General features: G+C 74.7%; 21 protein-coding genes, 1 tRNA gene and 1 pseudogene. 13 read left to right on the forward strand and 10 right to left on the reverse strand.

Annotated elements, in window-relative coordinates; all coding sequences use genetic code 11:
* The first annotated feature begins 49 nt into the window (after window positions 1-49).
* Complete coding sequence (locus tag QRT03_RS30470) at window positions 50-1,528, forward strand: sensor histidine kinase (RefSeq protein ID WP_286056930.1); 1,479 nt, start codon at window positions 50-52, stop codon at window positions 1,526-1,528.
* Between the two features lie 7 nt (window positions 1,529-1,535).
* On the opposite strand, the gene QRT03_RS30475 is transcribed toward QRT03_RS30470, so the two are convergent.
* The gene (locus QRT03_RS30475; protein ID WP_286056931.1) at window positions 1,536-1,703 is read right to left on the reverse strand and encodes a hypothetical protein; all 168 of its coding nucleotides are present in this window, start codon (window positions 1,701-1,703) and stop codon (window positions 1,536-1,538) included.
* Between the two features lie 170 nt (window positions 1,704-1,873).
* Here QRT03_RS30475 and QRT03_RS30480 point away from each other — a divergent pair, with 170 nt between their 5' ends.
* Window positions 1,874-2,770, forward strand: a complete 897-nt coding sequence (locus tag QRT03_RS30480; protein WP_286056932.1) for a heparin lyase I family protein — start codon at window positions 1,874-1,876, stop codon at window positions 2,768-2,770.
* A 1-nt stretch (window position 2,771) separates the two neighbouring features.
* On the opposite strand, the gene QRT03_RS30485 is transcribed toward QRT03_RS30480, so the two are convergent.
* From QRT03_RS30485 to QRT03_RS30495, 3 genes are read right to left on the reverse strand one after another with little or no spacing between them, the layout of a single operon-like run.
* Window positions 2,772-3,458: a response regulator transcription factor gene (locus QRT03_RS30485; protein ID WP_286056933.1), complete on the reverse strand. Its 687-nt coding sequence runs from the start codon at window positions 3,456-3,458 to the stop codon at window positions 2,772-2,774.
* 48 nt (window positions 3,459-3,506) lie between these two features.
* Window positions 3,507-4,076, reverse strand: coding sequence for a hypothetical protein (locus QRT03_RS30490; RefSeq protein ID WP_286056934.1), 570 nt, complete (start codon window positions 4,074-4,076; stop codon window positions 3,507-3,509).
* A 50-nt stretch (window positions 4,077-4,126) separates the two neighbouring features.
* Window positions 4,127-5,074, reverse strand: a complete 948-nt coding sequence (locus QRT03_RS30495) for a helix-turn-helix transcriptional regulator (protein WP_286056935.1) — start codon at window positions 5,072-5,074, stop codon at window positions 4,127-4,129.
* A 65-nt stretch (window positions 5,075-5,139) separates the two neighbouring features.
* On the opposite strand from QRT03_RS30495, the gene QRT03_RS30500 reads away from it, so the two are divergent.
* On the forward strand, window positions 5,140-6,066 hold the full coding sequence (locus tag QRT03_RS30500) for a DNA-3-methyladenine glycosylase family protein (protein WP_286056936.1): 927 nt from the start codon (window positions 5,140-5,142) through the stop codon (window positions 6,064-6,066).
* A 5-nt stretch (window positions 6,067-6,071) separates the two neighbouring features.
* Here QRT03_RS30500 and QRT03_RS30505 read toward each other — a convergent pair whose 3' ends face one another.
* Window positions 6,072-6,959 carry an SAM-dependent methyltransferase gene (locus QRT03_RS30505; protein ID WP_286056937.1) on the reverse strand — a complete coding sequence of 296 codons (888 nt, stop codon included), beginning with the start codon at window positions 6,957-6,959 and terminating at the stop codon, window positions 6,072-6,074.
* Between the two features lie 109 nt (window positions 6,960-7,068).
* Here QRT03_RS30505 and QRT03_RS30510 point away from each other — a divergent pair, with 109 nt between their 5' ends.
* The 5 genes from QRT03_RS30510 to QRT03_RS30530 all read left to right on the forward strand — a co-directional run bounded on the left by QRT03_RS30510 (window position 7,069) and on the right by QRT03_RS30530 (window position 10,563).
* The gene (locus QRT03_RS30510) at window positions 7,069-7,467 is read left to right on the forward strand and encodes a nuclear transport factor 2 family protein (RefSeq protein WP_286056938.1); all 399 of its coding nucleotides are present in this window, start codon (window positions 7,069-7,071) and stop codon (window positions 7,465-7,467) included.
* A 43-nt stretch (window positions 7,468-7,510) separates the two neighbouring features.
* The gene (locus tag QRT03_RS30515) at window positions 7,511-7,963 is read left to right on the forward strand and encodes a class I SAM-dependent methyltransferase (RefSeq protein WP_286056939.1); all 453 of its coding nucleotides are present in this window, start codon (window positions 7,511-7,513) and stop codon (window positions 7,961-7,963) included.
* Window positions 7,964-8,044: 81 nt separating this feature from the next.
* Window positions 8,045-9,826, forward strand: a complete 1,782-nt coding sequence (locus QRT03_RS30520; protein ID WP_286056940.1) for a GAF domain-containing SpoIIE family protein phosphatase — start codon at window positions 8,045-8,047, stop codon at window positions 9,824-9,826.
* Between the two features lie 193 nt (window positions 9,827-10,019).
* Window positions 10,020-10,382 carry an ATP-binding protein gene (locus QRT03_RS30525; protein ID WP_286056941.1) on the forward strand — a complete coding sequence of 121 codons (363 nt, stop codon included), beginning with the start codon at window positions 10,020-10,022 and terminating at the stop codon, window positions 10,380-10,382.
* 108 nt (window positions 10,383-10,490) lie between these two features.
* A tRNA-Arg gene (locus QRT03_RS30530) sits at window positions 10,491-10,563 on the forward strand.
* A 19-nt stretch (window positions 10,564-10,582) separates the two neighbouring features.
* Here QRT03_RS30530 and QRT03_RS30535 read toward each other — a convergent pair.
* The gene (locus QRT03_RS30535; protein WP_286056942.1) at window positions 10,583-10,756 is read right to left on the reverse strand and encodes an SDR family oxidoreductase; all 174 of its coding nucleotides are present in this window, start codon (window positions 10,754-10,756) and stop codon (window positions 10,583-10,585) included.
* Window positions 10,757-10,829: 73 nt separating this feature from the next.
* Window positions 10,830-11,609 (reverse strand): annotated as a pseudogene (locus QRT03_RS32280) (SDR family NAD(P)-dependent oxidoreductase); the annotation flags it as partial.
* Here QRT03_RS32280 and QRT03_RS30545 point away from each other — a divergent pair.
* From QRT03_RS30545 to QRT03_RS30565, 5 genes are read left to right on the forward strand one after another with little or no spacing between them, the layout of a single operon-like run.
* Window positions 11,514-12,407: a VOC family protein gene (locus QRT03_RS30545; protein WP_286056944.1), complete on the forward strand. Its 894-nt coding sequence runs from the start codon at window positions 11,514-11,516 to the stop codon at window positions 12,405-12,407. The pseudogene QRT03_RS32280 and the gene QRT03_RS30545 sit on opposite strands and share 96 nt — an antisense overlap.
* Window positions 12,404-12,868: an SRPBCC family protein gene (locus QRT03_RS30550; RefSeq protein WP_286056945.1), complete on the forward strand. Its 465-nt coding sequence runs from the start codon at window positions 12,404-12,406 to the stop codon at window positions 12,866-12,868. The genes QRT03_RS30545 and QRT03_RS30550 overlap by 4 nt, the downstream gene beginning before the upstream one ends.
* A 9-nt stretch (window positions 12,869-12,877) precedes the next feature.
* On the forward strand, window positions 12,878-13,270 hold the full coding sequence (locus tag QRT03_RS30555) for a nuclear transport factor 2 family protein (RefSeq protein WP_286056946.1): 393 nt from the start codon (window positions 12,878-12,880) through the stop codon (window positions 13,268-13,270).
* Window positions 13,267-13,914, forward strand: a complete 648-nt coding sequence (locus tag QRT03_RS30560; protein WP_286056947.1) for a class II aldolase/adducin family protein — start codon at window positions 13,267-13,269, stop codon at window positions 13,912-13,914. The genes QRT03_RS30555 and QRT03_RS30560 overlap by 4 nt, the downstream gene beginning before the upstream one ends.
* 23 nt (window positions 13,915-13,937) lie before the next feature.
* Window positions 13,938-14,717: a GntR family transcriptional regulator gene (locus tag QRT03_RS30565; protein WP_286056948.1), complete on the forward strand. Its 780-nt coding sequence runs from the start codon at window positions 13,938-13,940 to the stop codon at window positions 14,715-14,717.
* Here the strand turns inward: QRT03_RS30565 and QRT03_RS30570 are convergent.
* Genes QRT03_RS30570 through QRT03_RS30580 form a run of 3 tightly spaced genes read right to left on the reverse strand, consistent with a single transcriptional unit; the run spans window position 14,674 to window position 17,616 of the window.
* Complete coding sequence (locus QRT03_RS30570; RefSeq protein ID WP_286056949.1) at window positions 14,674-15,564, reverse strand: VOC family protein; 891 nt, start codon at window positions 15,562-15,564, stop codon at window positions 14,674-14,676. The genes QRT03_RS30565 and QRT03_RS30570 overlap by 44 nt on opposite strands.
* Before the next feature lies 1 nt (window position 15,565).
* Window positions 15,566-16,477 carry a fumarylacetoacetate hydrolase family protein gene (locus tag QRT03_RS30575; protein ID WP_286056950.1) on the reverse strand — a complete coding sequence of 304 codons (912 nt, stop codon included), beginning with the start codon at window positions 16,475-16,477 and terminating at the stop codon, window positions 15,566-15,568.
* A gap of 8 nt (window positions 16,478-16,485) precedes the next feature.
* Window positions 16,486-17,616 (reverse strand): alcohol dehydrogenase catalytic domain-containing protein, encoded by a 1,131-nt coding sequence (locus tag QRT03_RS30580; protein ID WP_286056951.1) that lies wholly within the window; start codon window positions 17,614-17,616, stop codon window positions 16,486-16,488.
* Window positions 17,617-17,619: the final 3 nt, after the last annotated feature.

A 17,619-nucleotide genomic window follows, 5' to 3' on the forward strand; every position in this document is an offset into this window, starting at 1 on the left:
CGGGGAGGTCACGGTCTCCCCACGGCGTCGTCGGGGAGGATCGGGGGCGATGAGCACGTCAGCCGGGACGGCCCCGAGCCCCGGAGCGGGCGACGCCGAGGAGCCCGACCGCCCCGCCCCGCCGTCGGGATGGCACGTCCTGCTCGAGATCCCCCTGCGGCGCCGGGTGGCGATCCTGGTGTCGGTCGGCGCCGGCCTGCTCGTCGCGCTGATCGCGGTCGCGGTGTTCTTCACCGCCTACCGGGCGCTCTACGACCAGCTCGACGAGAGCCTCGTCGAACGGGCGACCGCCGCCTCCTCCAGCGACCTCGCCGACCCCGCACTCCTGTTCCGGGTGGTGTCGTCGGACGCGCTCGCGGCCGGCGACTTCCGGGTGGCCATCGTGTCCGCGACGACCAACCGCGCCACCTTCATCCAGGGCAACCAGCCCCCGATCGGCGCGCCGGAGTTCTCCGTGGCGACCGGCACCCCCCAACCGCCGCGCACCGGCTTCGTGGACGGCGCGCCGTACCGGGTGGTGGCGGTGCAGTCGGGCAACGGGCGTGCGCTGGTGCTCGCCCAGGAACTGGAGCCGACCCGGCGGACCCTCTCCCGGCTGGCGATCGTGCTCGTCGTCGTCGGGATGATCGGGGTGGTGCTGGCCGCCCTGGTGGGGGTCGCGATCGCCCGCGCCGGGCTGCGTCCGGTGGAGCGGCTCATCTCGGCCACGGAGCGCGTGGCGCGCACCGGCGACCTGCAGCCGATCACGGTGACCGGCGGCGACGAGATCGCCCGCCTGACCCGCAGCTTCAACGCGATGCTCGCCGCGCTCGCCTCGTCGATCGACCGCCAACGACGGCTGGTCGCCGACGCCGGGCACGAGCTGCGGACCCCGCTGACGTCGCTGCGCACCAACCTGGAGCTGCTGGTGGCCGCGGAGGAGGGCGCGGCGTCCGGCCGTCCCGACGCGCCCCGGCTGTCGTCGGAGGACCGGGCGGAGCTCACCGCCGACCTGCGCGCCCAGATCGACGAGCTGGCCACCCTGGTCGGCGACGTCGTCGAGCTCGCGCGCGACGACCCGCCCGAGGTCGCCGCCGAGCACCTCGACCTGTCCGAGGTCGTCGAGCGGGCGCTGGACCGCGCCCGCCCGCGGGCCCCGGGCGTGACGTTCGCCGCCGAGCTGGTTCCGCTGGAGGTCGTCGGGGACGCCAGCGCCCTCGAGCGCGCCGTGCTGAACCTGCTCGACAACGCCGCGAAGTGGAGCCCGCCGGGCGGGACGGTCACCGTGCTGCTGCGCGAGGGCGTGGCGCCGGAGCGGCCGGGCACCGCGGTGCTCGAGGTCGCCGACGCCGGGCCGGGCATCGCCCCCGAGGAGCGGGCGCTGGTGTTCGACCGGTTCTTCCGGTCCGCCGACGCGCGCACCATGCCGGGGTCGGGCCTCGGGCTCTCGATCGTCGCGCAGACCGCGGCCCGCCACCACGGGGGCGTCTCGGCCCACGAGGCCCCGTCGGGCGGCGCGCTGCTGCGGCTCTGGGTGCCGCGGGCCTGACCCGGGCCTAACCCGCCGGGCGCGCGACCGGGAGCCGACGGGAGATCGTGCGCGCCAACGCCACCGCGCCCTGACCGAGCAGGTCGAGCGAGTCCACCGTCACCGCCGCCAGCCACGCCACCGCGCGCCGGGTGCCCCGGAAGGGCCTCGGGTCCTGCCACACCACCATGTCCACCCCTCGATGGTGCGCCCGCCGGGAGGTCGACTCCATGAGACGGAGGTGTGAGTTCGCTGGGTCCTCCGAGGCCGGACGACACCTGGTCGGCGGCTCCTCGACCCGACACACCGCCTCCCGGGGGTGAAGCCGCGCGCATCCGGGTGACCCGGGAGGTCGTTGGATCCGGCGTGGGGCAGACGGGCGGGGTCACGACGGCGGGTCGGCAGGCCGCGCCGTCGCCGACCCGGCTGCGCCTGGTCCTCGCCGCCGTCCTCGCGGGCGCCGTCCTCGCCGTCCCGCCGTTCCTGGCGCAGGGCCACGGGCCCGCGCCGGACCCGGTGCGCGCCCGGGCGCAGGTGGTCACCGCCGGGGCGCCACCGACCACCGCCGCCCGCGTCGACCCCCTGGCCGCCGGGCGGGCCCTCGCCGCCCTGCCCGCCACCGGGAAGGGCGTGTTCGACTCCGCGACCGGCGACTTCGCGTCGCACTTCGACGACGTCGGGGACTCCGACCAGACCCAGGGCGGCGCCCGCCCGCGCGTGGTGGCGGGCCCCGCGATGCGCTTCGCCCTGCCCGGCGGCGGCCGGCGCTCCGAGGTGCTCCCCCGCACGCCCGAGTACCGCGAGGGCGACGACGTGTGGGTGCACGACGTCAGCGCCCTGCACGGGCTGCCGACCGGGACCTCGACCTGGCAGCTGATCCTGCAGTGGCACCAGCGGGCGAACTCCGGCTCGCCACCGGTCGCCCTGGAGGCCGGGGGCGGCCGGCTGCGCCTGGCGAACGTCGGCGGGGACCAGCAGGACCTCGGCCCGCTGCGCCCGGACGACCGGCTCGACGTCGTCCTGCACGTGCACTTCTCGCGCTCCGCCGCGAAGGCCGTGATCGACGTGTGGCGCGACGGGAAGGCGGTCCTGCGCGACTACCACCCGCCGCGGGGCACGCTCCTCGACGGGGCGGACTACCTGAAGCTCGGCCTCTACCGCGACCCGTCCATCGCGCAGGACTCGGCGATGACGACGACGCGCCTGGTTGCGGGCCCCACCGCGGAGTCGATCAACGTGCAGGGCATCACGCCGGGCCGGTGACTCAGGCGTCCGCGCGCAGGACGTAGCCGACGCCGCGCACGGTGTGGATCAGGCGCGGCTCGCCGTCGGCCTCGGTCTTGCGGCGCAGGTACCCGATGTACACCTCGAGCGCGTTCCCCGTCGTCGGGAAGTCGTAGCCCCACACCTCCTCGAGGATCCGGCTGCGGGTGAGCACCCGGCGCGGGTTGGAGATCAGCAGCTCGAGCAGGCTGAACTCGGTGCGGGTCAGGGTGATCGGCCGGTCACCGCGCCGGACCTCGCGGGTCGCGGGGTCGAGCGAGAGGTCGGCGAAGGTCAGCGGGTCGGGCGTGTCGTCACGCTCCTCCGGGGAGGTGCGCCGCAGCAGGGCGCGCAGCCGCGCGAGGAGCTCCTCGAGCGCGAACGGCTTGGCCAGGTAGTCGTCGGCGCCGGCGTCGAGGCCCGCGACCCGGTCCGAGACGGCCTCGCGGGCGGTCAGCACGAGGACGGGCAGGTCGTCGCCCGCGCTGCGCAGCCGCCGGCACACCTCGAGCCCGTCGAGGCGGGGCATCATGACGTCGAGCACCAGCGCGTCCGGGCGCTGGGTCGAGATCGCGTCCAGGGCCTGCTGGCCATCGGTCGCGAGCTCGACCTGGTAGCCGTTGAACGCCAGGGACCGGCGCAGCGAGTCGCGCACGGCCCGGTCGTCGTCCACGACGAGGATCCGCATGGGCCCACTATGGGCCGACGGCCTGAGAGGTACCTGAGGTGGCTGCGCCTAGAACTCGACGCGGGCCAGCCCCACGACCTCGGCGCGCCAGTCCGCGTACGCCTTGCCGATCGCGGCGTCGTCCGAGCCCTGCTCGCCGGGCCCGCTCGGGCCGGTGCCCGTGACCTTGGCGGCGATCTGCTCGGCGGTCCAGGTCGAGTTCGCGACGCGGACGGTGAGACGGTCCGGGGCGCGCTCGGCGCGCAGGGCGTGGGCCAGCACCCGCAGCATGGCGGCGCGGGCGTCGGCGTCGTCCGGGGCGTCCACGTCGACGTTCGTCTGGCCGCCGACGAGCATGACGTTCGCCTCCGGCGCGAGCGTCGGCAGCACGGTGGCCGCCGCGCGGAACCGCGAGAGCATCCCCTGCGTGAGGAACTGCTCGACCTTCGCGACGACGCTGCCCTCGGTCGGGGTCATCGCCACCGGCAGCTGCACGTAGCCGTCGAACGTCTTCCCGGTCACGGCCTCGCCGAGCTGCCCCGGGTCGTCCACCACGACGGTCTCGGCCCCCGCCGCCTTCACCGCCGCCGCCACCTGCTCGAGCCGCTCGCCGCCACCGGTCACCAGCACCGTCGTCATGGGCGAACCCTAACCAGCGGACGCCCGGTCCGGGCAGGGATGAGATCGGTTCAGCACGACGGCCCGTAGAGCGCCACCACCTCGGCCGCCCGGGCGGCCATCTCCGCGCGCACGTCGACCGGACCGAGCACCTCCACCGCGGCCCCGAACCCGAGCAGCGCTCCGACCGCGGCGCCCGCGGACCGGAACGGCAGGTCGAGCGCGTCCACGGCCTCGCGCGGGTCGTCGACGAGCTGCGGCGCGACCACCCGCAGCAGCCGGTCGCGCCAGTCGGGCACCACCCGCACGCGCACGTCGACGGCCTCGGGGGCCGCCTCCAGCCGGTCCCGCAGGTCGGCCCACACCTCCTCCAGGCCCCGCTCGTCCGGACGGCGGGCCGGCACACCGGTCGCCTCGGCCTCCTGCACCCGGTCCACGCGGAACATCCGCGGCGAGCCCCGCCGCGCGGCGATCAGATACCAGGTGCCGGCCTTGCTGACGAGGCCGTAGGGGTCGACGGTCGACGTGCTGACCGTGCCCGTGGACGCCGAGCGGTACCGCATCCGGACGCGCTCGTCGACCGCGACCGCCCGCTCCAGGACGCCCAACGCCGGCGGTGCCGCGGTCGGTCGGCGCCACGCGTGCTGCTCGACGATCACGGTGCGGCGCGCCTGCGTGATCCCGGGCCGCCGGGCCTCGGGGATGGCCGCGAGCAGCTTGCGCACCGCGGACGCGAGCTCCCGGCCGAGCGCCCCCGCGCGGTCGTCCGTCAGCGCCAGCAGCGCCCGCATCTCGGTGTCCGTCAACCCGGAGACGTCGGTGCGGAACCCGGGCATCAGCACGACCCCGCCGAGCCGTCCGCGCTCCGCGTACACCGGCACCCCGGCCGACGAGAGCGCCTCCACGTCGCGCGCCACCGTGCGCGTGGACACCTCGAGACGCCGCGCGATCTCCGGGGCGGACAGACGGCCGTGGGCCTGCAGGAGCAGCAGGGTCGCGAGCAGCCGATCGGAGCGCATGGTGGGAGAGATTGTCGCAGAATCACGACAGCACGTGTCGGGTATCGAGGCGCATCGTTCCGCCCATGACCAGCACCCACCCCGACGTCAGCAGTGCGGCCATGCTGACACCGGACGTCACGATCTCCACCAGCTCGATCCGCCCCGACGGCCCGTTCTCGCTCACGGCCGCGCGGTCGTCCGTGATGCGGTGGGCGCCGGTCGCGCGCCACGCCGGTCCCGACGACGGGGGCCCGCTCGTCCTCGGCGCGATCGCCGACGACGACCTCGCACCCCTCGCCGTCACCGTCGACCAGGACCGGCCCGACGGCCCGGTGACGATCGGGACGGTCGGCACCGGCTCGCCGGATCGGGCCCTCGCCCAGGCCGCGCGCATCCTGTCGCTCGACCGTTCCGGCGCCGGGCTCGACGACGTCGCGCGCCGCGATCCCGCCGTCGGGACGGTCCTGGCCGCGCACCCCGGACGGCGGCCGGTGCTGTTCCCCTCGGTCTACGAGGCGGCCGCGTGGGCGGTGATCTCGCCGCGCGTCGGGAAGGCGCAGGCCGCCACGCTCACCCGAGGGATCGCGGCCGATCACGGCACCCGGCTCGCCGGGGTGGACTGCTTCCCGTCGCCGGCCACGCTGCTCCGGGTCGAGGAGATTCCCGGGCTGCCGGCCGAGAAGGTCCGCCGGCTGCACGGGGTGGCCCGGGCGGCGCTCGACGGCGACCTCGACGTCGAGCGCCTCCGCGCCCTCGGACCCGTCGGCGCCCGGGCGGCGCTGCGCCGGGTGCGTGGGATCGGGGAGTTCTGGTCGTCCGGGATCTGGCTGCGCGCGTGCGGGGTCGTCGACGAGTGGCCCGACGAACCGCGGGCCACCGCCGCGCTCGCCCGGCTCCACGGCCGGGACCCCGCCGACTACGCGGACCCCGCGGTCCTCGCGGCGGCCCTCGCACCCCTCGCGCCCTACCGCACCTGGATCGCGTTCCTGCTCCGCATCACGAACAGCTGAGCCGGTCAGTCGGCCAGTCTGACCGCCTCCAGCAGCGAGACCCCACCCATCAGGTCGGCGACCTCGTCGTCGAGCGGGCGGCGGTAGGCGACGGCGAGGTCACGGGCGCTCGCCCCGAGGGTCTTCCACCCGAGTTCGGCGAGGTGTGCCTCCGGGGTGCGCTCACGGGGCTCGAGGTAGATCAGGTCGGCGACGTCGACGCCGAACACCTTGCCCATCTCGGCGAAGCGGGGATGGTCGGCGAAGTGGTCGGCCGCGAGGGCGAAGTGCTCGACGGCGACCCGGCTGCCCGGGGCGGACAGGGTCTGCAGCCGGTCGAAGAGCAGGGTCTCGGCCTCGGCCGGCAGGTACGGCAGGAGTCCCTCCGCCAGCCAGGCGGTGGGCTGCGCCGGGTCGAACCCGGCGGCAGTGAGGGCCGCGGGCCAGTCGTCGCGGAGGTCGACGGCCACCGGGACACGGCGCGTCGTGGTCGTCGCCCGCTCCGCGTCGAGGACCTCGTCCTTGAACTGCAGGACGGCCTCCTGGTCGACCTCGTACACCGTGACGTCGCCCGGCCAGGCGAGGCGGAAAGCCCGGGCGTCGAGGCCGGCGGCGAGCAGGACGACCTGCCGCACCCCGTCACCCGCCGCGGCGCGGAAGAACTCGTCGAAGAACCGGGAACGCACGCCCATGTAGGTCGACATCGTGTTCCAGAGGGCCTCGGAGTCGGCGTCCGCGGACGGCGTCCCGGGGAGCTTGACGTCGAGTCCGGCACGGTCGACGAAGGCCTGCGCGTACGGATCCTCGACGAGTGGCTCGTCGTGCCTGCTCTCCACCGCGCGCGCTGCGGCGACGCCCAGCGCCGTCGCGCCGACGCTCGTCGTGATGTCCCACCGGTCCCCGTCGGTTCGCATGCCTAACGATTACCCGTTGTCCGCAACCGGAAGCGGACAGTGAGGATCAGGTCACACTCCGGCACGACGACGTCGTCCCGCGACGACGGCCGTGCGGCAGGCTGCCCCCATGACACTCGCGGAGACCCTCGACCGGTGGCACGACATGGTGGCCCGCCGCGACATGACCGACCTCCCGGAGATCGTCCACCCGGACGCCGTCTTCCGGTCCCCGGTCGCGCACACGCCCTACCCGACGCGCGACGCGGTGGTCCTCGCGCTGCGCACGGTCCTCACCGTCTTCGAGGACTTCCGCTACCACCGCACGTTCCGCGAGGGCCACGACGCGGTGCTGGAGTTCTCTGCGCGGGTGAACGGCAAGGACCTCAGGGGCGTGGACCTGATCCGCGTGGACGACGACGGGTTGATCACCGAGTTCGAGGTCATGGTGCGCCCGCTGTCCGGGCTCCAGGCGCTCGGCGAGGAGATGGGTCGCCGGATCGGGGCACAGCTCAAGGACCTCGCCTGATCCTCGGGCGATGAGTTCCCGGCCGACACGCGGTCCAGGGAGCATGACCCTCTCGCCGCGCCTGGCCGCGATCGTCGACGCCCTGCCGCTGGACTCGACATCCCGTGTCCTGGAGATCGGCTGCGGGCCCGGCGCCGCCGCTCGCGAGGTCGCACGCCGGGTGCGGCACGTCCTCGCGATCGACCGCTCCCCGGCCGCGGTCCGCCGGGCGACGGCGGCGGGTGCCGCCGAGATCGCGGCCGGGCGGCTCTCGGTCCGGTGCGTGGCGATCGAGGACCTCGCGCTCGATCCGCACGACGAGCCGTTCGACCTCGCGTTCGCGGTCCGGGTGGGCGTGCTCGACGGGCGGCACCCGGCGGACCGCGCGCTCACGGCGATCGCCGCGGCGTTGCGGCCCGGAGGACGACTGGTCGTCGACGGCGTCGAGCGGGTCTCGGGCGTCGTCGCCGCACCACGAGAAGGGCATGACGTGGAAGCCAGGTCGTCGGGCCCGTGAGCGGCGACGCCCGCGACGGGTGAGGCGGGGACGACGATCCGCGCCGGGCGGCGGATGCCTAGGATCGCGCGCGGGAGGAGCATGCGCGCCGAGCACCACCGTGGGGAGAGCACCGGGGACGTCGACGTCCTCGGCGACCCCGCGCGCCTGCGATCGCTGCACGAGTCCGGGCTGTCCGCGGAGGCGGACGCACTGCTGGACGAGATCGCCGAGCGGGTCCGTCGGCTGCTCGGGGTGCCCGTGGGCCTGGTCTCCCTGGTCGACCCGGACGGACAGTCCTTCCCCGGCCAGGCCGGCCTGCCCGAGCCCTGGTCCGACGAGCGCCGCACACCGTTGAGCCACTCGTTCTGCCGGCACGTCGTCGTCACGGCCGAGCCCCTCGTCGTCGTCGACGCCCGCGAGGACGCCCGCGTGCACGAGAACCTCGCCGTCCCGGACCTGTCCGTGATCGCGTACGCCGGCATGCCGCTCACCGACGGCGACGGGAACGTTCTCGGATCGCTGTGCGCCATCGACGACCGCCCGCGGGAGTGGACGGCGCACGAGCTCGACCTGCTCGCCGGACTCGCCGCGGGCTGCTCGGCCGAGCTCCGGGTGCGGCTCGCCGTGGTCCAGGCCCGCCGGGAGCGCGAGCGGCGGGACCTCGTCGAGCGGGACCTCAACGCGTCGTTCGACCGCAGCCAGTCCCTGCTGCGGGCCTCGCAGGCGTTCACGGACGCCGCCGGCCTCGCCGACGTCCGTGGTCGCCTGGGCGAGCTGCTGGCGCGGACGCTCGAGCCCTCGTGCGTGCGGGTCGCCATCCTCGACGGGAACGGCACCTACCGGCTGTCCGACGGCGAGGAGCTGCCGTGGGACTGGTCCGGGACGGCGGACGGCGAGGAGCTCCTCGTCGTCGGGAGGCAGGACGGTTCCGACGACGGGTTCTCCGCCTGGCTCGCCCGCGAGGACGCGCGGGTGGCCCTCGTCGTGCGCCTGCGGGAGGGCGGCGAGCTCGGCCTGATGGTGGTCGGCTGGCCGTCCGATCCGGTGCTCGACGCCGCCGACCGGCTCTACGCCCGCACGATCGCGGGCTACGTGGCCCGGGCCGTGGCGCGGGTGCGCTTCGTCGAGCGACGCGTGACCGTCGCCCACGAGATGCAGGTCGCCATGCTCGCGCCGTTGCCCGAGGTGCCGGGCCTCGAGCTGGTCGCCCGCTACCTGCCCGCCGACGACGACGAGGACGTCGGCGGCGACTGGTACGACGTCTCGCTGCTCCCCGACCCGGACCCCGCGGCGGGCCCGGTGGTGGCGGCGTCGGTCGGCGACGTCGTCGGGCACACCCTGGACTCCGCCATCCGCATGGGCCAGGTCCGCTCGATGCTGCGACAGGCGGCGTGGGACGTCGACGGGTCGCCCTCGGAGGTGCTCTCCGCCGTCGAACGGGCCGTCGACGGTGACGACCTGGGCCACGCCGGCACCGCCGTGCTCGCGCGGCTCCGGCACGGCGCCTCCGGGCGGTGGGAGATGACGTGGACGAACGCCGGGCATCCACCGCCGGTCGTCGTCGAGCCGAGCGGTGTCGTCCGCGTCCTGGACGGGGTCGACCCGCTGTTCGGCTTCCCCTCCGTGGTCCGGCGGCCCCGCACCGACCACACGGTCGACCTGCCGGACGGTTGCACGGTGGTGCTGCACACCGACGGGCTGATCGAGCGGCCCGGGGAGGACCTCGACGAGGGGGCGCGACGGCTCCGCGAGGCCCTCACCCTGCACGCCGGGCTGCCGCTGGACCGCCTCGTGGACGCCGCCATCGCGGACGTCGCCCCGGCGGCCGTCGACGACGTCGTCGTCCTCGCCATCCGGTTGGGTGCCACGGAACACGCGTGACGGGGCGTGTGGGTGGTATCCCTCTCAGCCGGTGCCCATGAGCTTCGTGGGTGGAGGCGCACCCGAGGAGTACCCCATCGCACCCGAGTCACGGACCACGACGATCCCGACCGGCGGCCCGGTCTGTGACTGCGCACCCGCCGTCGACGTCCCAGGCGCACCCTCCGGCGGCTTCTGCTCGCGCGAGCCCGCGATGCCACCCGCCGTACGGACGCTCCGGCGGGGGTTGCGGGAGTGGATGACCGACCGCGACCTCGACGACGACCTCGCCGACGCCGTGCTCCTGCTCGCCGACGAGGCCGTGACGAACGCGGTCGAGCACGCCGGCGGCGAGCGCCGCTGCACCGTCGAGGTCGTGGCGAACACCCGCGGGTGCGGGGGCGGGATCGCGGTCATGATCCGCGACGACGGGACGTGGCGGCGGCCGCCCGAGGACCCCGGTTTCCGCGGTCGCGGGGTGACGCTGATGGGTCGCCTCGCCGACCGGTCGAGCATCAGCACGTCCCCTGCCGGCACCACGGTCCGCCTGTGCTGGGCCGTCCCCTCGATGAATTGACGAAGCAACGGATTCGGACGCCCGGGCCTCGGGATCGCCACGTCCGCGCCCGGCGGTGCCGCCCGGTCACCCCTGCCGGCGCCGACCGACCGCTACGCTGCACCACGGGCCCCCGTAGCTCAGGGGATAGAGCACCGCTCTCCTAAAGCGGGTGTCGCAGGTTCGAATCCTGCCGGGGGCGCCCTCGTCACCGGGCCCGGTCAGCGGAAGCCCGCGGTGACCCCGCCGTCGATCGAGAAGTTCTGCCCGGTGACCCACACCGACTCGTCGGAGGCCAGGTAGACGGCGAGGTGGGCGATGTCGACGCCCGTGCCGGGCCGGCGCACGAGGTGCATGCCCAGCTGGAAGTTCCGCAGTTCCTCGCCGACGAACATGTCGGTGGCCGGGGAACCCCGGCGAGATCGCGTTCGCGCGCACGCCCCGTTCCGCCCCCTCTGCCGCGAGGGAGCGCGTCATCGCGATGACCCCGCCCTTCGCCGCCGAGTGCGCCACCTGCCCGAGCGGCGCGATGCCCCGCTGCCCGGACATCGAGGCGGTGTTGATGATCGAGGCGTTGCCGGTGGCGACCAGGTGGCGCCAGGCCGGCCGCGTGGTGTGGAAGACGATGTCCAGCTCCACGTGCAGGACGTGGCTCCACAGCTCGAGCGACATGTCGTCGAACGGGGCGAAGCCGGCACCGGCCGCGTTGTTGTAGAGCACGTCGATGCCGCCGAGGCGCTCGGCGCTCTCGTCGACCCAGCGGGCCGCTGCCTGCGGGTCGGCGAGATCGACGGTGGCGCCGGAGACGTCCAACCCCTCGTCGGCGAGCGCGCCGGCTGTGCGTTCCGCGGCGCCGTCCTGTACGTCGCACCCGACGACCCGCGCGCCCTCGCGCGCGAACAGCGCCTGGGCGGCCTCGCCCTGACCGCCGGCCGTGCCGGTGAGGAGCACCCGCTTGCCCGCGAGGCGCCCGCCGGGCGCCGGGGCCGGAGCGGACACGGGTGCGGAGGCGGTGCGCGGCGTCGTCACGAGTAGAGACTGTGCACACTTGCGACGAGACGCGTCAAGGATCGGCGAACAGCTTGACAGGGAGCACGAAGTGTATTCAGTGTGACCTGCACAACGTCGTCGTCGAGCGAGGAGGGCCCGGGCGTGATCGAGCTGACGGACATCGCGTACGTCCGGTCCGGCGTGGCCGATCTGGACCGGGCGGTGCGCTTCGCGACCGAGGTCGTCGGGCTCGAGCACGTCGGGTCCGACGAGGTCGGGGTCGCGCACCTGCGGGCCGACGCGCGTCACCACTGCCTGGCCTTCGTCGAGGGCGCCTCGGGGGTCATCGCCTCGGCGTTCACGGTCGCCGACGAGGACGCGCTCGCGCTCGCCGAGACGGAGCTGGAGACCCGCGGGTTCCACGTGTGGCGGGGCACGGCGGAGGACGCGCGCACGCGGCGGGTCGGCGCGGTCGTGGGCTTCGACGACCCGTTCGGCAACCGCCTCGAGCTGGTCTGCGCCCAGCAGAGCCTGGGGCGGCCGGTGGTGCCGGGCCGCGCCTCGGGGATCACGGAGTTCGGGCACCTCTGTCTGGACGCCCCCGACGTCGCCGAGGCCCACCGGTTCTTCTCGACGACGTTCAACGCGCGCGCGTCCGACTGGATCGGCGACGCCGCGTGCCTCATGCGCATCGACGAGGTCCACCACAAGCTCGCGGTGTTCCGCGGGGACCACCCCGGGCTGTGCCACGTGAACTTCCAGGTCGCCGAGCTCGACGACGTGTTCCGCAACTGGCACCACCTGCAGGACCTCGGCGTCGAGATCGAGATGGGGCCGGGGCGCCATCCGCAGTCCGGCGCGGTCTTCCTCTACTTCCTCGGGCCCGAGGGCCTGACCTACGAGTACTCCTACGGCGTCCGGCGGATCACCGACGAGGCGGCCTGGCGGCCCCGGTTCTTCGACCCGGCCGAGCGGGGCTCGATCGACATGTGGCTCGGGCCGACGCAGAAGCCGATCACCCAGCCCCAGCTGCTCCCGGAGGGTGTCCGCCCATGATCTTCGTGACCCACGCGTTGCCCGTGAACGGGCCGGGCGAGCCGCTGATCACTCGCGACGCCCTGTGGGACGGGCTCGTGCGCAAGGCGGACAACGCCCTGCCGTTCGTCCCGTCGATGACCGACTGCACGGTCACGGCGAGGCACGGCGACACCGTATTCGACCGCGACATCGTGTTCGCCGGGGAGCCGTTCTCCGAGCGGATCACGCTGGAGCACCCGCACCGCGTCGTCTTCACCCGGATCGCCGGGTCGGTGCTGGGCACGATCGCCAACGAGATCGAGGGGGAGGGTCCGGACGAGCTCACGCTGCGGTTCAGCTTCGCGCTGACCGTGGCCGGAGAGCCGGGCGGATCGGTGGGCGAGCAGGCCTACGCCGACCGGATGACCGACAGCTACCGCGCCGCGGTGGCCGCCACGTTGGGCGCCGTCCGCCGGATCGCGGCCGGCGCAGGAGTCTGAGGAGCCACCGTGTCCGACTGGGTCACCGACTACTACGCCGACGTCGACGGGATGGCCCTCGAGCCGTTCGTCGCGCACCACACCGAGGACGCCGAGGTCGTCTTCGGTAACAACTCGCCGGCGAAGGGCCGGCAGGCCATCGGTGAGGCCATCGGCGGCTTCTGGTCGATGATCGGGGCGATGCGCCACGAGGTGCACCACCGCTGGGACGTCGACGACGGTGCCACCGCGGTCCTCGAGGTGACGACGCACTACTGGACCCGGGGCGGCGCCCACGTGCCGCTGCCCTGCGTCTCGATCCTGGACCGGGCGCCCGACGGGCTCGTGGCCTCCCTCCGCATCCACATCGACCTCGCGCCCCTGTTCGCGGCCATGGAGCAGGAGGCCGCAGCCGTCCCGTGACCGACACCGACCTCCGCGGGCAGGTCGCGCTCGCGGCCCGCGTGCTGGCCCGCCACGGACTCGTCACCGCCTTCGGCCACGTCTCCGCGCGGGTCGGCCGGCAGGTCGTCGTCACGCCGCCGATCCCGCCGGGCGACGTCACCGCGGAGATGCTCGTGACGGTGGACGTCGCCGCCGACGAGCTCCCGGACGGGGCCGCCCCGGAGACCTGGGCGCATCTGGCCGTCTACCGGGCGCGCCCCGACGTCGCGGCGGTCGTCCGCGCCCAGCCCGAGTCCGCGTTCGCCGCCGCGGCCGTCACCACCGAGCTGGCCCCGCTGCACGGCCAGGCCGCGTGGCTGGGGCGGCGCGTGCCCGTGCACCCCGTCGGTCGACTGCTGCGCACCCCGGCGCTCGCCGCTGCAGCCGCGGCGACCCTCGCCGACGCCGACGCCGTGCTGCTGCGGGCCAACGGTGCGCTCACCGTCGGGGACACGCCCGGCGTCGCGGTCGCCCGCATGTGGCTGCTCGACGCCGCCTGCCGGGTGCACCTCGCGGCGGGTCCGGCGGCGCGGGTGCTCGACGACGACGACGTCGACGCCTGGCGCGCGGCGGGCCCGCCGTTGCTCGATCGTCTCTGGCGCCACCTCGCCGGGCTGCCGTGACCCGTTCTGCATACACTCCGGACGTGTCGATCGGCGAGCTCCTCGAGGGGCGGGACGGGCTGCGCATCCCCGACCCGCGTCAGACGAGCGTCAGCGTGCACGCCTACCTGCGCGATCTGATCATCAGCGGCGACCTCCCCCCGGGCACGCAGCTCAAGCAGGCCGAGCTCGCCCGCGTGCTCGCGGTGTCCCGGACGCCGCTGCGCGAGGCGTTCCGGATGCTGCAGGAGGAGGGGCTGATCTCCGCCGAGCCCAACCAGCGCAGCCGGGTCGTCGGCCTCGACGCCGACGAGCTCGACTCGCTCTACGCCGCGCGCGTCACGCTCGAGGCCCTCGGCGTACGCCTGACGGCAGGCCGCCTGACCCGGGAGGAGACCCGGGCCACGACGGCCGCGTTCCGGGAGATGGAGCGGACGTACCGGGCCGGCGACATGGCGAGCTGGACCGTCGCGCACCGCGCGTTCCACCGCCTGCTGGTGGGCCGGTGCGGGGCGACGATGCTGCGCACGATCAACTCCTACGCCCAGCAGAGCGAGCGGTACGTCCGGATCGACCAGAACCGGCACCGCACCGGCTTCGCCGACCGCCAGCGCGAGCACCAGGCGATCTTCGACGCCGTCCGCGACGGCGACCCGGTGGCCGCCACGGCGCGGATGGCCGCCCACCTCGCCGGCACCGCCCGGCGCGTGGTGGACGGTCACGCGCCGGGCCACGGCACGCCGTGCGTGGACGCGGCGATGGACCTGCTGGCCGGAGCCCCTAGTGATCCAGCGACGGCGGGTCGATCGGCCCCCACTGGTTGACCGTCGCCAGGTCGACCTCCCAGGTCCGCGGACCCATGGGGATCTCCTCGTGCCAGGGGCGCGGCTCCCAGTGGCCCGTGGCCTCGTCGTGCACGACGTCGATCTGGGTGAACAGCTCGACGACGTTGCCGTCGGGGTCGCGGTGGTAGGTGAACAGGTTGTGCCCCGGCCCGTGTCGTCCCGGACCCCAGTGCAGGCGGTAGGAGTGCTGGGCCAGGTGGTCGAGCATCGAGATCAGGTGGTTCGGGTCGCGCATCTCGTAGGCGATGTGGTGCATGCCCGAGTACTTCTGGCTGGCCATGAAGTTCGCGGCGTGGTGGTCGGCGTTGCAGCGCAGGAAGACGAAGAAGTCGCCGACGGTGTCCGACCAGCGGAAGCCGAGGAGGTCCTGGTAGAAGGCCTGCATCGTCGCCAGCTCGGGGGTGTAGGCCGCGACGTGCCCGAGCTTGGTCGGGCGCAGCGGGGTGAAGCGGTCGACCCCGCTGGTCTGCTGGCCGTCCATGAGGTGCAGCGCCACCCCGGTGCCGGGTTCGGAGAGCACGAGCACGTCCGGGGTGCCGGGGCCGATGTCGGTGCGCCGCTCGGTGGCGTACCCGGCCTCCTTCAGCCGCTGCTCGGCGCCGTCGAGGTCCTCGTGGAGCTCGTAGCCCACCAACTGGCGGGCGCGCGTGTCGCCCCGGGTGACCACGACGCAGTGGTGGTCGCTCCCCGTCGTCAGGAAGGCCCCGCGGTCGTCGCCCTCGACGAGCACGAAGTCCAGGACCTTCGTGTAGTACTCGACGAGCCGCTCGACGTCCGGGGTCTCGAACCCGACGTAGCCGAGCTTCGAGACGTTCACCGTGCCCATGTCACGTCCTCTCGGTGGTGTTCTCGACGACGGGGTTGCGCAGCAGGCCGACCCCGTCGATCTCGGCGACGACCTCGTCGCCGGGGGCCAGGAACTCGCCCCGCGGGAACCCGACCCCCGCGGGCGTGCCGGTGGCGACGACGTCCCCGGGTTCCAGGGTGACGGCCCGGCTGGCCGCCGCGATCAGCTCGGCGACGGGGGTGACCATGTCGGCCGTCGTCGAGTCCTGGCGGACCACCCCGTTGACCGACAGGCGCAGGGCGACCGCCTGCGGGTCGTCCACCATCCACGCGGGGACGACGCCGGGTCCGAGCGGGCAGAACGTGTCGCCCCCCTTGGCGGCGACCCAGTCGTGCGCGAAGGGAGGCGCGACGGGGTCGTGGCGGTCGAGCAGGTCGCGCGCGGACACGTCGTTCACGACGGTCCAGCCGGCGACCACCTCGAGTGCGCGCTCGACCGGGACGTCGACGCACCGGCGGCCGATCACCGCCGCGAGCTCGACCTCCCAGTCGATCTTCCGGCCGTGCCGGTCGGGCAGCACGATCGGGTCGCCCGGTCCGATCACCGACGTCGTCGGCGGCTTGAGGAAGAAGTACGGCTCGACGGGGCCCGCGGGCCGCGGCACGCCCATCTCGGCGAGGTGGGCGTAGTAGTTGGCCCCCGCGCAGAGCACCTTCGGCGGGAAGCGCAGCGGCGCGAGCAGCACCGCGTCGTCGACCGGGTCGAGTCGGTCGGGGTCGAGGCCGTGCAGCACCGGGGCGAGGGCGTCCCACTCCCCCAGCACGTCGAGCAGGGTGCGCCCGGCGAGCTCGGCCGGCGCCCGGCGCACCTGCCCGCCGACGGCCACCCCCACCTCGGCCTTCCTCGGGTCGCCCTGGTAATGGGTGACCAGCATCCACGCGGGCTCGCGCACGTCTTCTCCTAGGTCCGGACGGCGGGTCGGGGTGCGGCCGCCTCGGTGGTCAGGACGACGCGGCCCATGGCCTCGTCGGCCTCGAGGAGGCGGTGGGCGTCCGCGGCGGCCGACAGCGCGAACCCCCGGTCGACGACGGGCCGGAAGCCGCGCGCGACCTCCGCCCACAGCGCCTCGGCGCTCGCCGCGTTGCCGGTGCGCACGCCGAGGACGCGCTGGTTGAGCGTGTAGAGCCGAGCCAGGTCGAGCGGCACCTTCCCGCCGAGGAAGGCCCCGGAGGAGACGACGACGCCGCGCGGCGCGAGGACGTCCATGGTGCGGGAGAAGATCTCCGGCTCGCCGAGGTCGTCGACGGCCACCGCCACCCCGGCCCCGGCGGTGAGCGCCCGCACCTCGTCGACGAACCCGTCGGCGGTCGGGTCGAGCGCCGCGTCCAGGCCCAGCCCGAGGAGGCGCTCGCGCTTCCAGGCCGCCCGCGAGGTGCCGATGACGTGCGCGCCGAGGTGGCGGGCGAGCTCCGCGGTGGTGGCTCCGAGCGCCGAGCTCGCGGCGTGCACCAGCACCCAGTCCCCCGCCCGGACGCCGGCCTGCCGGAGCTGGTTCATCGCCACCGGCCCGGCGAGGGCGAGGCTCGCGGCGGTCGCCGGGTCGAGATCCGCGGGGAGGGCGTAGATCGCGTCCGTGGGGACGACGGAGTACTCGGCGTAGGCGCCGGTGGAGTGGACCCCGGCGATCTGCAGCTGCGGGCAGGCCTCCTTGTGCCCGTCGAGGCAGGCGGCGCACCGGTCGCACCCGAGTACCGGCCACACGGCCACGTGCCGGCCGACGTCGATCCCGACGACGTCCGCGCCGGTCGCGACGACCGTGCCCGCGTGCTCCACGCCGAGGACGTGCGGGAGCGCCGGGCGGACCGGGTGCCGTCCGGCGCGCAGGGCGACGTCGAGGAACCGTCCGACACACACCGCCGCGACACGGACCAGGACCTCGCCGGACCGCACCTCCGGGACGGCGACGGTGTCGGTGTGCAGGACGTCGGGCGGACCGAACTCGTCGAACACGACCGCCGTCATCGTGCGCGGCCGCGTGGCCGGGACGTCCGGCCAGGCGACGGGGACGGGACTCGCGGAGAGGGTCGTCATCGA

This window comes from Actinomycetospora termitidis, from assembly GCF_030286555.1.
GTDB classification, from domain to species: Bacteria; Actinomycetota; Actinomycetes; order Mycobacteriales; family Pseudonocardiaceae; genus Actinomycetospora; species Actinomycetospora termitidis.

What these genes read in the sequence shown, in the direction of transcription:
- QRT03_RS30470 (WP_286056930.1), top strand. Translation starts at nt 50, where the DNA reads ATGAGCACGTCAGCCGGGACGGCCCCGAGCCCCGGAGCGGGCGACGCC.
- QRT03_RS30485 (WP_286056933.1), bottom strand. Translation starts at nt 3,458, where the DNA reads ATGCGGATCCTCGTCGTGGACGACGACCGGGCCGTGCGCGACTCGCTG.
- QRT03_RS30490 (WP_286056934.1), bottom strand. Translation starts at nt 4,076, where the DNA reads ATGACGACGGTGCTGGTGACCGGTGGCGGCGAGCGGCTCGAGCAGGTG.
- QRT03_RS30495 (WP_286056935.1), bottom strand. Translation starts at nt 5,074, where the DNA reads ATGCGCTCCGATCGGCTGCTCGCGACCCTGCTGCTCCTGCAGGCCCAC.
- QRT03_RS30500 (WP_286056936.1), top strand. Translation starts at nt 5,140, where the DNA reads ATGACCAGCACCCACCCCGACGTCAGCAGTGCGGCCATGCTGACACCG.
- QRT03_RS30505 (WP_286056937.1), bottom strand. Translation starts at nt 6,959, where the DNA reads ATGCGAACCGACGGGGACCGGTGGGACATCACGACGAGCGTCGGCGCG.
- QRT03_RS30510 (WP_286056938.1), top strand. Translation starts at nt 7,069, where the DNA reads ATGACACTCGCGGAGACCCTCGACCGGTGGCACGACATGGTGGCCCGC.
- QRT03_RS30515 (WP_286056939.1), top strand. Translation starts at nt 7,511, where the DNA reads ATGACCCTCTCGCCGCGCCTGGCCGCGATCGTCGACGCCCTGCCGCTG.
- QRT03_RS30520 (WP_286056940.1), top strand. Translation starts at nt 8,045, where the DNA reads ATGCGCGCCGAGCACCACCGTGGGGAGAGCACCGGGGACGTCGACGTC.
- QRT03_RS30525 (WP_286056941.1), top strand. Translation starts at nt 10,020, where the DNA reads ATGCCACCCGCCGTACGGACGCTCCGGCGGGGGTTGCGGGAGTGGATG.
- QRT03_RS30535 (WP_286056942.1), bottom strand. Translation starts at nt 10,756, where the DNA reads ATGTTCGTCGGCGAGGAACTGCGGAACTTCCAGCTGGGCATGCACCTC.
- QRT03_RS30550 (WP_286056945.1), top strand. Translation starts at nt 12,404, where the DNA reads ATGATCTTCGTGACCCACGCGTTGCCCGTGAACGGGCCGGGCGAGCCG.
- QRT03_RS30570 (WP_286056949.1), bottom strand. Translation starts at nt 15,564, where the DNA reads ATGGGCACGGTGAACGTCTCGAAGCTCGGCTACGTCGGGTTCGAGACC.
- QRT03_RS30580 (WP_286056951.1), bottom strand. Translation starts at nt 17,616, where the DNA reads ATGACGACCCTCTCCGCGAGTCCCGTCCCCGTCGCCTGGCCGGACGTC.